At 45.6% G+C, this 13,167-nt stretch carries 14 protein-coding genes; 4 read left to right on the plus strand and 10 right to left on the minus strand.

The genetic code is table 11. The annotated features are described in order from the left end of the window. The first annotated feature begins 109 nt into the window (after positions 1 to 109). Positions 110 to 1,159: an HD-GYP domain-containing protein gene (locus tag MHB84_RS03510; protein WP_076289852.1), complete on the plus strand. Its 1,050-nt coding sequence runs from the start codon at positions 110 to 112 to the stop codon at positions 1,157 to 1,159. 140 nt (positions 1,160 to 1,299) lie between these two features. On the opposite strand, the gene MHB84_RS03515 is transcribed toward MHB84_RS03510, so the two are convergent. The 9 genes from MHB84_RS03515 to MHB84_RS03555 all read right to left on the minus strand — a co-directional run bounded on the left by MHB84_RS03515 (position 1,300) and on the right by MHB84_RS03555 (position 9,204). Continuing rightward, the gene (locus tag MHB84_RS03515; RefSeq protein WP_208642727.1) at positions 1,300 to 1,431 is read right to left on the minus strand and encodes a YjcZ family sporulation protein; all 132 of its coding nucleotides are present in this window, start codon (positions 1,429 to 1,431) and stop codon (positions 1,300 to 1,302) included. Between the two features lie 108 nt (positions 1,432 to 1,539). Beyond that, entirely contained in the window at positions 1,540 to 2,259 is a 720-nt protein-coding gene (locus MHB84_RS03520; RefSeq protein WP_076289853.1) for a M23 family metallopeptidase, read from the minus strand. A gap of 245 nt (positions 2,260 to 2,504) precedes the next feature. Further along, entirely contained in the window at positions 2,505 to 3,902 is a 1,398-nt protein-coding gene (gene sufB / locus MHB84_RS03525) for a Fe-S cluster assembly protein SufB (protein WP_062319997.1), read from the minus strand. A gap of 20 nt (positions 3,903 to 3,922) precedes the next feature. Continuing rightward, positions 3,923 to 4,354, minus strand: a complete 432-nt coding sequence (sufU, locus tag MHB84_RS03530; protein WP_063564289.1) for a Fe-S cluster assembly sulfur transfer protein SufU — start codon at positions 4,352 to 4,354, stop codon at positions 3,923 to 3,925. Then, the gene (locus MHB84_RS03535; protein ID WP_076289854.1) at positions 4,344 to 5,564 is read right to left on the minus strand and encodes a cysteine desulfurase; all 1,221 of its coding nucleotides are present in this window, start codon (positions 5,562 to 5,564) and stop codon (positions 4,344 to 4,346) included. Before MHB84_RS03535 ends, sufU begins: the two co-directional genes overlap by 11 nt. Next, positions 5,561 to 6,865 (minus strand): Fe-S cluster assembly protein SufD, encoded by a 1,305-nt coding sequence (sufD, locus tag MHB84_RS03540; protein ID WP_076289855.1) that lies wholly within the window; start codon positions 6,863 to 6,865, stop codon positions 5,561 to 5,563. The genes MHB84_RS03535 and sufD overlap by 4 nt, the downstream gene beginning before the upstream one ends. Before the next feature lie 24 nt (positions 6,866 to 6,889). Continuing rightward, complete coding sequence (gene sufC / locus MHB84_RS03545) at positions 6,890 to 7,669, minus strand: Fe-S cluster assembly ATPase SufC (RefSeq protein WP_062320002.1); 780 nt, start codon at positions 7,667 to 7,669, stop codon at positions 6,890 to 6,892. Between the two features lie 371 nt (positions 7,670 to 8,040). Next, entirely contained in the window at positions 8,041 to 8,616 is a 576-nt protein-coding gene (locus MHB84_RS03550) for a DUF1802 family protein (RefSeq protein WP_076289856.1), read from the minus strand. Positions 8,617 to 8,742: 126 nt separating this feature from the next. Next, on the minus strand, positions 8,743 to 9,204 hold the full coding sequence (locus MHB84_RS03555) for a Dps family protein (protein ID WP_053780517.1): 462 nt from the start codon (positions 9,202 to 9,204) through the stop codon (positions 8,743 to 8,745). A 299-nt stretch (positions 9,205 to 9,503) separates the two neighbouring features. Here MHB84_RS03555 and mtnK point away from each other — a divergent pair, with 299 nt between their 5' ends. After that, the gene (gene mtnK, locus MHB84_RS03560; RefSeq protein WP_076289857.1) at positions 9,504 to 10,721 is read left to right on the plus strand and encodes an S-methyl-5-thioribose kinase; all 1,218 of its coding nucleotides are present in this window, start codon (positions 9,504 to 9,506) and stop codon (positions 10,719 to 10,721) included. A 44-nt stretch (positions 10,722 to 10,765) separates the two neighbouring features. Then, positions 10,766 to 11,839 carry an S-methyl-5-thioribose-1-phosphate isomerase gene (gene mtnA / locus MHB84_RS03565; protein ID WP_099854766.1) on the plus strand — a complete coding sequence of 358 codons (1,074 nt, stop codon included), beginning with the start codon at positions 10,766 to 10,768 and terminating at the stop codon, positions 11,837 to 11,839. 103 nt (positions 11,840 to 11,942) lie between these two features. On the opposite strand, the gene MHB84_RS03570 is transcribed toward mtnA, so the two are convergent. Continuing rightward, positions 11,943 to 12,245: a YunC family protein gene (locus MHB84_RS03570; RefSeq protein WP_076289859.1), complete on the minus strand. Its 303-nt coding sequence runs from the start codon at positions 12,243 to 12,245 to the stop codon at positions 11,943 to 11,945. Positions 12,246 to 12,476: 231 nt separating this feature from the next. Between MHB84_RS03570 and MHB84_RS03575 the strand changes: the two genes are divergently transcribed. Further along, entirely contained in the window at positions 12,477 to 13,055 is a 579-nt protein-coding gene (locus MHB84_RS03575; RefSeq protein ID WP_076289860.1) for a hypothetical protein, read from the plus strand. Positions 13,056 to 13,167: the final 112 nt, after the last annotated feature.

Below are 13,167 nucleotides of genomic sequence, written 5' to 3' on the forward strand. Positions count from 1 at the left end.
ACCTGTCCAAAAGGTGATGAAATTAGTAAATAAGTCGTTGTCAACCCATTTTTTTCTTGTTATTATAATCATATATGTCGATATTAGTCGAGGAAAAGGTGGTTTATACGTGAGAGTGCATGTTACTGATCTTAAAACTGGCGACCTGTTAAAAAATGATGTGTACAACAGTTCGGGTCTCCACATGCTGATGAAAGGTTCCACACTCAGCGACGATGATATTGCCAAGCTGCTGCAGCACGGAATCGATTACGCAGATGTAGAACATACAACATCTGACCTACACTCTGATGCACAAACCTTACCTTCCGATCAAACCCGTCTGTTAACTAACCTGTTTAACGATACGATCAAAGGTACAGAATCTCTATTTGAACAAGCCATGGAGAAGGGTTTTATTGATGAGACTCAGGTCGATGAAATTTTGATAACCTTAACGGGACAACTTGAAAAACAAAAGGACGTTGTCTCCTTGCTGCTGATGCTTGACGGAGATAACGACTACACCTACAACCATTCCTTACAAGTCGGAATGCTCGCTTTTTATATTGCCGGCTGGATGGGATACAATCCTGAGGAGTGCCTAACTGTAGCCAAAGCAGGATATCTTCACGATATTGGCAAGTCCAAGATTCCTTCTGAAATTTTACATAAGCCGGGCAAATTAACGCCCGAAGAATTCGAAGAAATGAAGAAACATACGTTATATGGTTATGAGATTGTTAAAGAGTCCACTCAGGACGAGATCCTTGCAACCGTTGCCCTCCAGCATCATGAGCGCGAGGATGGAAGCGGCTACCCTCATGGACTGAAAGGTGACGAGATACATCCATTTGCCCGTATAACGGCTGTAGCCGATGTTTACAGCGCGATGACGACCACTCGGGTGTATCAGACCAAGCAAGAACTAATCTCCGTGCTATGCGAATTGTACAGCCTCAGTTTCGGTCAGTTGAATGCTGAAGTTACGCAGGAACTCATCAAACATATGCTACCCAATTTTATTGGCAAAAGGGTTCTGCTCACGACCGGCGAAACCGGTCTGATTGTCTTGAACAACCCTGCGGATTACTTCCGCCCACTCGTTCAGACCTCTACAGCCTTCATTGATTTAGCAAAGGAAAGAGATGTAGCTATCGTTGAAATTTATATCCAGTAAGCATTAGCATTCAGTTATGCACAGCAGCAGTTAGAGTAATCAAATTCAAGAGAGAACATGTCACGTTTACATGCTTTACATGTAAACAAAGGGAAGCCGTTAAGGCTTCCCTTTGTTTTATTATTAATCGTTCATTCCGATTAAACGCAGAATGCTTTAGTGATGATAACCAACAGAATGAACAGTACCAAAATCGCACCTGTGTTAGTGAACATATTGTATCCGCCTACGCCGCCTACGTTGCCACCACAGCCATATCCAACTTCGCTCATGTGATTGCCTCCTCTTCATCAGGTATACCCTAACATATGACGTTTGCGTATGGATGAACCGGGCGAACTGGCAACATTCAATAAATAGTTATCTGCCTGCTTTGCCTGTTAACTTGAGGTAGCGGAAGAGACCTTAATGCCCTTCTCCTTGCGATACATGATGACAAGCAATCTCCAAAAGTCATAACTACCTGTTTCGTTATTTATATACGATTGGTAATAATGATAAGCTTCCTCAGCCCAGGACGGACAAGCCATACTTGAAATGTTTTTCTGCTGCAGGATCCAGGCCGACTGGGATTCCAGCATCTTCTCCATCGCTGTTAACCGCTCTCTTTCCTCCGTCGTCATTGGGGTTCCCTCCTGTCCTTCAACCGTTGAACTATATTCAGATTGCAAGTAGATTCCTGGATCAACAACACCATTCTCACTAGCCGTGTATCCATACGAAGGGGAGCTCGTTTTGCGTACCTCATAATGCACATGCGGACCCGTGCTTTCACCTGTACTTCCCTGATTGCCAAGAAGCTGCCCTTGTTTTACTTGCTGTCCAACTTTCACTGCAATTCGGGAAAGGTGAGCATAACAATGTAAGTAGCCCCTATGATCCTGTACCGCAACCGTAAGCCCGTAGCCGCCGAATCCTGAGCCTGTAGCACCTTCCGAAGCAAAGCGTACAGTCCCGTCCATAAATGCATGGATGGGGCCATTCCATGGCTCTGTGACGAGATCGATTCCGCGATGAAATGTCTGGCCGCCAGAAATAGGATGGATTCGGTAGCCAAATGAACTTGTAATCCGATATCCCTTAAACGGATTTATGCTCATGTATTCACATCCTTTTCTATCATTAGATGCTTAAATCTAGTAAATGGCTTGTGCTATTGATCCTATATTATTACAAATAAACCCAGATAGAGCATTCAAGTATGTTTTTTACTGCAATAAAAAAAGATCGAGGAATAAACTCCCTCGATCTTTCTTGATGCTGTATATAGATCACGTGAAACTGATTCAGCATAACTTCGCCACAATCAAAATCGACGTTTTCGAAACGTGCTAGGGCAGGTGGATTAACCAATAGACCCTTCCATTTCGAATTTGATCAATCTGTTCATCTCTACCGCATATTCCATCGGCAATTCCTTCGTGAACGGTTCAATAAAGCCCATGATGATCATCTGTGTTGCTTCTGCATCAGTCAAACCACGGCTCATCAGGTAGAAGAGTTGATCTTCGGACACTTTGGATACCGTAGCTTCATGCTCCAGCATGATGTTATCATTCATGATTTCATTGTAAGGAATGGTATCGGATGTGGACTCATTATCCAGAATGAGTGTATCACATTTGATATTGGATTTTGCACCTTCCGCTTGGCGACCAAAGGAAGCCAGACCACGGTAGGTTACTTTACCACCATGTTTACTGATCGACTTGGATACAATTGTTGATGTTGTATCTGGAGCCAAGTGAATCATTTTCGCACCTGCATCCTGATGCTGATTTTTACCAGCTACAGCGATGGACAGAACCGAACCTTTAGCTCCGCGGCCTTTCAGTACAACTGCTGGATATTTCATCGTCAGTTTGGAACCGATGTTGCCATCGACCCATTCCATCGTTGCATTTTCTTCAGCAACGGCACGTTTAGTAACCAGGTTGTAGATGTTTGGTGCCCAGTTTTGAATCGTTGTGTAACGAACACGGGCATTTTTCTTACAGATGATCTCAACAACCGCACTATGCAGTGAGTTCGTGCTGTAGATTGGAGCTGTACAACCCTCTACATAGTGAACGAAGCTGTCTTCGTCCGCAATGATGAGTGTACGCTCGAATTGTCCCATATTTTCGGAGTTAATCCGGAAGTAGGCTTGCAAAGGCACTTCACATTTTACGCCTTTAGGCACGTAGATGAAGCTTCCTCCGGACCATACCGCACTATTCAATGCAGCAAATTTGTTGTCTGCTGGTGGAATAACGGTTGCGAAATATTCACGCAGGATTTCCGGATGCTCTCTAAGTGCAGTATCCGTATCCATGAAGATTACGCCCTGATCTTCCAATTCTTTTTGCATGTTGTGGTAAACAACTTCGGACTCATATTGAGCCGATACACCTGCGAGGAATTTTTGTTCCGCTTCAGGGATACCCAGTTTATCAAAAGTTTCCTTGATTTCGGAAGGTACCTCTTCCCATGTTTTCCCTTGTTTTTCTGAAGGACGAACATAGTACTGAATATCGTTGAAATCCAATCCGTCGAGATCTCCGCCCCATTTAGGCATCGGCATTTTTTCGAATTGTTTCAGGGATTTCAAACGGAATTCCAACATCCATTCCGGTTCGTTCTTGATTTTGGAAATCTCCGTAACGACTTCTGCAGTCAGACCTTTACCGGTTTGAAAGATGGATTTGTGTTCGTCGCGAAAACCATATTTATACTCTTCCATTTCTGGTGCTTTTTTAGCCATCTTGCTCTACCTCCCTATCGTTATTGTACATTGTCCTCTTCGTCAATTCCTTTGCGTAGTGCATTCCAGGCCAATGTGGCACATTTGATGCGTGCAGGGAACTTGTTCACACCGGATAGGGCTTCGAGATCTTCATAATCGTCGAAATCGACTTCTTCCCCTTTCATCAGTGAGGAGAAACGGTTAGCCATGTCGAGTGCCTGATCCATCGTTTTGCCTTTGACTGCCTCCGTCATCATTGATGCCGAGGACATGCTGATGGAACAACCTTCCCCCGTATACTTGGCTTCCTGAACGATTCCGTCTTTCAGCAAAAGTTGCAGTGAAATCCGGTCGCCGCACGTTGGATTGTTCAAATTCACCGTGACAGCTTCATTATCAAACGTTCCGCGGTTCCGCGGGTTTTTGTAGTGGTCCATTATGACACGCCGGTACAGATCATCAAGTTGCATCGCCAAAATACTCCTTTGTCTGGATTAAGGCGCTGACAAGCCGGTCCACATCTTGTTCGTTATTGTATAGATAGAAACTGGCACGAGCTGTTGAACTGACTTCAAGCCAGCGCATCAGCGGTTGGCAGCAGTGGTGTCCGGCACGAATGGCTACGCCACTCGCATCCAGCACAGTTGCCACATCATGCGGGTGTACATCACCGAGGTTAAATGTAACCACTCCAACATGACGCTTGGCTGGTCCATAAATGGTCAGTCCGTCAATCTCGGCCATACGTTCCGTTGCATAAGCTGCCAGCACACTTTCATGATGAGCAATCTCATCCATGCCAATCTGCTCCAGGAAATCGATAGCAGCGCCCAATCCAACCGCACCTGCGATGATCGGCGTTCCGCCTTCAAATTTCCAAGGAAGCTCTTTCCAATTGGATTCATAGAGACCCACATCATCAATCATTTCACCGCCGAACTCAACCGGCTCCATGGACTCCAGCAGCGCCTTTTTGCCGTAAAGTGCACCGATCCCGGTTGGTCCGCACATTTTATGGCCGGATAATGCGTAGAAATCACAGTCCAGATCCTGCACATCCACCTTCATGTGCGGTGTGCTCTGTGCGCCATCCACAACGATGACAGCACCTTTGCGGTGTGCAATTTCAGCGATTTGTTTTACTGGATGAACAACACCCATAACATTGGATACATAAGCGATTGCTACAATTTTAGTATTGTTCGTAATCGTCTTCTCCACATCAGCCAAATCAATGTTGCCATCCGGCTGAAGCGGAATGTATTTCAGTATCGCACCCGTTTCTTTGGCTACCTGCTGCCATGGAATCAGATTGCTATGGTGTTCCATCTGCGTAATAACAATTTCGTCGCCTTCTTTGCAAACTGAGCGTCCGTAGGACGAAGCCACCAAATTCAGAGCGGTCGTTGTCCCACGGGTAAAAATAATCTCCTGTGTGCGGCGTGCGTTGATAAACTTGGCAACCTTTTCACGTGCGCCTTCATAAGCATCCGTTGCACGGCTTCCAAGCGTATGAACACCACGATGCACATTGGAGTTCTCATATTCATAATAATGTTTAATCGCTTCGATTACAGCCAGCGGCTTCTGGGAAGTCGCTGCGTTATCTAGGTATACGAGCGGGTGTCCGTTGATTTCCTGGTGGAGGATCGGGAACTGCTCGCGGATAGCCGGGTTCATTGTCCCAGTTTCCGTTCGATGAGAGACTGCAATTGGGTACGCAGTGCTTCCAGAGGAATATCCGCCACCACCGGAGCCAGGAAGCCGTAAATGATCAGGCGTTCCGCATCCGTACGGTTAATCCCGCGCGACATCAAGTAATGAATTTGCTCCACATTGACTTGACCTACAGAAGCCGCGTGACCTGCTGTTACATCATCCTCATCAATGAGAAGGATTGGGTTGGCGTCTCCACGTGCTTTCGGGCTCAGCATCAGTACTTTCTCTGTTTGCTGTCCGTCCGCTTTGGTAGCACCTTTCTCAATCTTCGTGATTCCGTTAATGATCGCAGAAGCCTCTTCACGCATAACTGCACGTGTAATCATCTGACTTGGCGTGTTTTTGCCAAAGTGACGAGCTTCTGTTGTGTAGTTCAGTTTTTGGGAACCGGAACCTACTGCGATCACTTTGGAATCGGAGCTTGAGCCGTTCCCTTTAAGAACCGTCATCGTGTTGCTTGCAGTATCACCGTTGTTCATCTCACCAACGATCCACTCGATCGAACCGTCGTTCTCCACCACTGCACGGCGGAAAGATACGTCAGTAACACTTGTGCTCAGTTGGTGAACTGATGCGAAACGGACTTTGGCACCAGCTTTCACGAATACTTCCACAACACCGTTATGGAACACAGGTGAAGACAGTTCGCCAGATACATAGTTATCCACATAAGTAACGGAGCTGTTGGACTCAGCAACGACAAGCACGTGTGGTGCAAATGTTGCAGTAGCATCATCTGTGAGCAGTACTGCTTGCAGCGGAACTTCAATCTCTACGTTTTTCGGAACATAGAGGAATACCCCACCGTTCCAAAGTGCTGCATGCAGTGCAGCAAGGGAATGCTCATCTGCTTTTACAGCCGTATTCAGATATGGTTTTACCAAATCGCTATGTTCGCGAACTGCTGTAGCCAGATCTGTGAAGATAACTCCTTTTGCTGCAAGATCAGCAGACAACTTGGAATATACCGTACCGGAATTACGCTGGATAACCAGACTGCCTTCCGCTTGGTCCTTAACCAGATCTTTAATGGAAGCTGGTACTTCCTCAAGGGAAGAAATCGCTTCACTAGCTTTGTATGTGCCGTACTCGCTGACATTCCAGCGTTCGATTTTTTGTTTTTCCAGTTTAGGAAGCGCAAGCCCACTTGCTAGCTTAAGGGCTTCGAGACGCTGCTCGGTCAACCAGCCGGGTTCATTGTTGCTTTCCGACAAGGCGCGAAGCGCTTCAGATTCAACCGGAAGAATTGTTTGTGTAGTCATTGATTATCCTCCTCCGTTTTGTCTTTACGCTTGACCTACAGTTTCGTCTGTGATTCCCAGCTCTTCCTTAACCCAGTCATATCCTTCAGCTTCCAGACGGTGAGCCAGTTCAGGTCCGCCAGACTTCACGATACGACCTTGCATCATTACGTGTACATAGTCAGGCGTAATGTAGTTCAACAGGCGTTGGTAGTGAGTGATGATCAGGAAGCCGCGATCTTCGCTCTTCATTGCGTTTACACCGTTTGCCACGATTTTCAGAGCATCGATATCCAGACCGGAGTCAATTTCATCGAGTACTACGATTTTTGGATCAAGCAGCATCATTTGCAGAATCTCGTTCCGTTTTTTCTCACCACCGGAGAAACCTTCATTCAGGTAACGGTGAGCAAATTCAGGATTCATATCAAGTTCTTTCATTTTACCTTCCATTTGGCGAATGAACTTGATCAGGGAGATCTCGTTACCTTCACCACGACGTGCGTTGATTGCGCTACGCAGGAAGTCGGAATTCGTTACACCAGCAATTTCACTCGGGTATTGCATAGCCAGGAACAGACCAGCACGAGCACGCTCGTCTACAGCCATATCCAGTACATCTTCACCGTCAAGTGTAATCGTACCGTCTGTTACTTCATATTTAGGGTGCCCCATAAGTGCTGAAGCCAGTGTTGATTTACCAGTTCCGTTCGGACCCATAATCGCGTGGATTTCTCCACCTTTCATTTCCAGGTTGATGCCTTTCAGGATTTCCTTACCTTCGATCGTCGCTTTCAGACCTTCAATGACGAAATTCGTAGCCATGTGTATTGTTTCCCTCCATTGATTAAATTGATGTTTACTGTCGAAAACGAAAAAGCACCTATTAATATCTGAACAGGGCTTCCCCTGAATTTCTCCTGTACTCCAATCTCCAAAGCAAGAATCACTTTAGAATAATTCTAAACTGATTCTCAATGATTATCAAGTCATTTCCTAAGAACTCTTGTCCCTTACAGGAAACATTATTCTATCTGATTCTATAATAAAAGCCAGATTGAATCAAATGACAAAACTTCTTCGCCATAAATAGACAGTGAGAAAAATCACAGGAATTCAACCTTTTATCCAATCTGCTCCTCTCAATCGAAAAAGGACCTATCCATATCATGGACAAGTCCTTCCGATAAATAACATTACATTTTGAGCGTCTCGTTAATCTTCTGTACCTGTTCGTCAAAATCCGCAACGTCCACCACCGGCGTCATTTCGCGCGGCACCGGACCATTCGGAATGGAAATCCAAGAACGGCATCCGTTGTATTCAGGTAATACGGGAATCTCCATCGGTTCCTTCAAACGGTACACTCGGAGTATCAATACGTGGAGTGGATCTTTGCGTTTCCACTTTAGGCGGTCTTCGGCAAAATCAGCAGTCCACATATGAAAGTCAAGAAGTCGATCCACCATCTCCTGATCCTTGATCTCCAAATCCTGTGCCACTTCAGCATATGCTGTGAGACGGATCGTCGAGGCTTCAGGCACCCATTCGGCCAATGATTCCTCAACATAGAAATGATCAGAGGACTTTATCAGTTCTTTACGCTGATGTTCATAAGTCGGATACAGATAGAACGCTGGACTTTTCAACTCAAAACGTCGGGTTTCCTCCACAATCCCGCCTTTGCGCATAACCATAATCTGGCGACCCGTTTCCAGCGCTTTGATTGCGGAGGCCCATTCTTTTAATGCCGGTATCGTTGTGCCTATCATAAAGTTCTCCTCCCCAAGTCAGTCTTGTCAGCAGTATAGACGCTCGGCGTCGTCCTGACAACGTGAAAGGTAGGATAGAGTAACTTAATGGTTTATAAGCCAACGAACTTATAAACGAGTATGGAATTAGCCCAAGAAAGAGCGCAACATCCACATATGTTTCTCCAGATCAGCCTTGAAACCTGTCAGCATATCAGAAGTTGGTTGGTCTTCTGCAGCGTCTGCCACTTCAATACCTTCCTGGTACTCGTTCGACAATGTAGCAAAATCCTCGATTAGATTCTGTACCATTGTGTTGGCATCTTCGCCACCAGCAGCCTCTTGAATGGAGGACAGCTCAAGATATTCTTTCATCGTAGCTGCTGGGCTACCTTTGAGGGTTAGAATACGTTCAGCGATTTCATCCATTTGTACAGTCACTTCATTGTAGAATTCTTCGAATTTTACATGCAGTGTGAAAAAGTTAGGTCCTTTTACATACCAGTGATAATTATGGATTTTAACATACAGGACGTTCAGGTTTGCCACCTGACGATTAAGTACTTGTTCCACCGATTTTGCTTGATCTGTTTTGTTTTTTGTAGCCATCTTAATCCCATCCTTTTATTATAAAATTAGTCTGACATTCACTATAAGCAGGGTATCCTGCCGTAAATGACAGAGATTTAACATTTCGGCACCACCAAGTGGTGGGGAGCCTTGTCGGCGGCATTTCTATCAACCGTCCGGCCTATTTGTTTTTACCCGTACACCGGAAGTTCGAAACAAGACCGGTATAGTTTGTCTCAAAAAAAGGGTACAAAATCACAGTTATTTCCGATATACTGACATATACCAAGCAAAGAAGTGGGTTTTCCTGTTTCTTCATATATATGGAGGTGGCATTCTTGTCCCAATATCACCCTTTTACACCCCAGGATGCAATCGAACTGGCCAAAACTTTACCGGGTACGTTTGCGGCAGATGCGAATCTGGAATGTCGTGAGATCGGTGACGGCAATCTGAATTTGGTCTTCCATATCACGGATCAGAACTCCGATAAAAGTATCATTATCAAACAAGCTCTTCCTTATGCGAAAGTGGTCGGAGAATCATGGCCATTGTCTCTGGTGCGTGCCAGAATTGAACGGGAAATTCTACAGGAAGAGTATCGTCTATGTCCGGGAATGGTACCGGAAGTGTACCATTATGATGATGATCTCGCCTTAACCGTGATGGAAGACTTGAGCGATCATTTGATTATGCGTAAAGGCCTCATCGATGGCGGAACATATCCTCTTTTTGCACAACATATCGGGGAGTTCATGGCAAAAACGCTGTTTTTCACTTCAGATCTTGGTATGAACCAGCAGCTGAAGAAAGAAAAACAGGGAAGATTCGTCAATCCGGATCAATGTAAAATAACCGAAGATCTGATCTTTGATGAACCCTATCGCATTGCGGAGAAAAATAATTATGATGCTGCCATTGAAGACGAAGCGGAAGCACTTCGTACAGATGGAGAACTCCATCTTGAAGTGGCTTTGCTGCGCGAGAAATTTCTCACCCATGGTCAAGCTCTACTTCATGGTGATTTACACACAGGCAGTATTTTTGTCACAGCTGAATCCACGAAAGTCATTGATCCCGAATTTGCCTATTTCGGTCCAATGGGATTTGATGTAGGAGCCGTGCTTGCCAATCTGCTACTCCACTACGCCTCGCTGCCAGGTCGAATCCAGGATCAGACGGCTCTTCATGAGCGTGAAACGATATTGCTGGATATGGTTCGTGACGTATGGACTGAATTCGAATCCCGTTTCCGCAGCCTGTGGGCTTCAGATCTGGTTGATCCTATGGCTAAGGCGCCTGGATACGAAGATCTTTATGTACAACAATTATTCAGAGATTCTGCTGGTTTTGCGGGCGCGAAAATGGTCCGCCGTATTGTTGGACTTGCGCATGTCGCAGATATCGATACGATTGAAGATGCAACACAACGCGAACGTGCTCAGCGCAAAGCGCTGGCAATCGGTAAAGCACTCATCAAGCGTAATCGCAATCTGAATACCATTGGTGAACTTCTAGATACAGTAGCTACTGCGGTTACTTCTATTAAAGCCTAACTAAGAGAATGATACGGCTTAACTCAAGGAACGGAGGAACATCCATGACAACCCCTGAACATCAGCCTCTGTCCTCCCTTATATGGAAACAGGACAAGCTTGAAATGCTTGACCAGCGTCTGCTGCCTGAAACAATTCTGATGCTGAAACTGTACACGCCCGAAGAGGTATGGGAATCCATACACTCGATGAAAGTACGCGGTGCTCCGGCGATCGGGATTGCTGCTGCATTTGGTGTCGTGCTCGGTGCCAAGGCATATGACGGACTTGCCGTACAAGGCTGGCTCGATCATGTAAAATCCATCTGTGCTCATCTTGCCACTTCCCGTCCAACGGCTGTGAACCTGTTCTGGGCATTGGATCGTATGATGCAAAAAGCCAGTGACCTCGCTGAATCCGGTGCAAGCATCGAAGATAGCAATGCTGCTCTAGAAGCGGAAGCACTTTTGATTCAAAAAGAAGACGAAGAAGTGTGCCGCCTTATCGGTGAAAATGCTCTTCCTTTGTTCGCAGACGGTATGGGTGTGCTCACACACTGTAATGCAGGCGGACTTGCAACCGCGAAATACGGAACGGCGACTGCACCGATGTACCTCGCTCATGAGCGTGGCATCAACCTGAAAGTATTCGCAGACGAAACGCGTCCTGTCCTTCAGGGTGCACGCCTTACGGCCTTCGAACTCCAGCAAGCCGGTATTGACGTTACTCTGATCTGCGACAACATGGCTGGCATGGTGATGTCCAAAGGCTGGATTCAGGCAGTTATCGTGGGTACAGACCGCGTCGCTGCCAATGGGGATGTAGCTAATAAAATCGGAACTTACAGCGTAGCGGTCCTGGCCAAAGCGCACAACATTCCTTTCTATGTTGCCAGCCCACTGTCCACTATTGACCTGTCTACGCCATCCGGAGATCTCATTCCGATTGAGGAACGTGCTGCGGAAGAAGTAACCGAAGGATTTGGCAAACGTACGGCACCACAAGGTGTGAAAGTATTCAACCCGGCGTTTGATGTCACACCTAACGAATATGTAACGGCCATTATTACGGAAAAAGGCGTCGTTCGCGCTCCTTTCAAAGAGAATCTGGCTGCCTTGTTCGCCAAGGATGAAGCTTAATTAGTGGAAGCATGTTTGATTGTTTGATATAGGATTGGTACATGTAAATTAAAGAAAGGGCTCCCCAGTAGGGGAGCCTTTTTAATCGTCTAATATTCAGGGATTAGATCATCTTGAGCAATGCTTCTACACCCGTCATGCCAACCGTAATGCCCATGGCTTCGGCTTCCGTTGTCACCGACTCCATTGGTGCATGCAGCAGCTGTTCCAATGTGCGCACGCCAACCGCCCGAGCTGCAATAATCTTGCGATCCCCAAGCTTCTCATTAAGTAATCCCACATCGAGTGCTCCGCACATGATATATCCTTTGGATGTATTAATCGTTAATAATGTCGTTTTAGGCAGCTTTACCTCTACCCCAATCAGAACATGTTCTCCAACCACAATCGGCTCCATCGTCACCATAATTTCCCGATACACCTCCTCTTCCACAGGTCACGATAATTGTATGCCTCATTCTGGATAGCCGTGTGGACACCTGCGGAAAAGGATTGGAAATGCATATGGTTTTACTTGAATTAGCCTAATTGCATCGCTCATTTTCTATGTCTCCAGCACTATGATTATTGCCTTTTTAATGATATAGTGTATTGAAGCATGTTTTTGCTGACATATCTTTTAACGGGGCTGGGATGAATGAAAGAAACCTTATCCAACGAAGAAGAAATCGGCTTTTTATTCAATGTCGATATTCTTATTAAGAGCCGCTCGAATGCATTGGCACTGCAGTCCCTGTTGGAGTTCATAAACAAAGAGGAACAAATTGCGGACTTCCGGATTCAATCCGGCATAGAGCTTGGCAAAATTATTGAAGTGACACTGCAGTCCAAAAAGGACTCATTCGCCTTTCTTCATAAAGAAAGAAAAAAATCACAATCCAATGCAAGACAGAAGAACTCTTCACCAAATCAAGCGACGGCTTCAACCGTTCCAGTCAAACCACCAAGTGAAATCGAAACACCTGATTCCCAGATAGCTCCTTCAACCGAAGCATCCAACACTACCAACGGAAATTCATTCGATGTATGGATTGATACCCTTATCAAAGAAAACCGTCTTACTCGGATCGTTGTGAACAACAAGAACGGCCGGCATCAGAGCATTCCATGCCGAATCTTGAATTTTGATCGGGATACCAGCATTGTAAGCGTCTACCATGTGGATGAAAAACAAGTGTATACGTTCCGAACCAATGAAATTGATGAGTTTCTCTAACTCAATGTGTATTCAAACAAAAAGCAACTTACAGGGGAATTCCACAACATTTCCCAGGCAAGTTGCTTTTTTAGGTAATCATTCATGTAACAATGAACTGCTACATTATAAG

Origin of the sequence: Paenibacillus sp. FSL F4-0087 (assembly GCF_038020215.1) — a bacterium.
GTDB lineage: Bacteria > Bacillota > Bacilli > Paenibacillales > Paenibacillaceae > Paenibacillus > Paenibacillus taichungensis.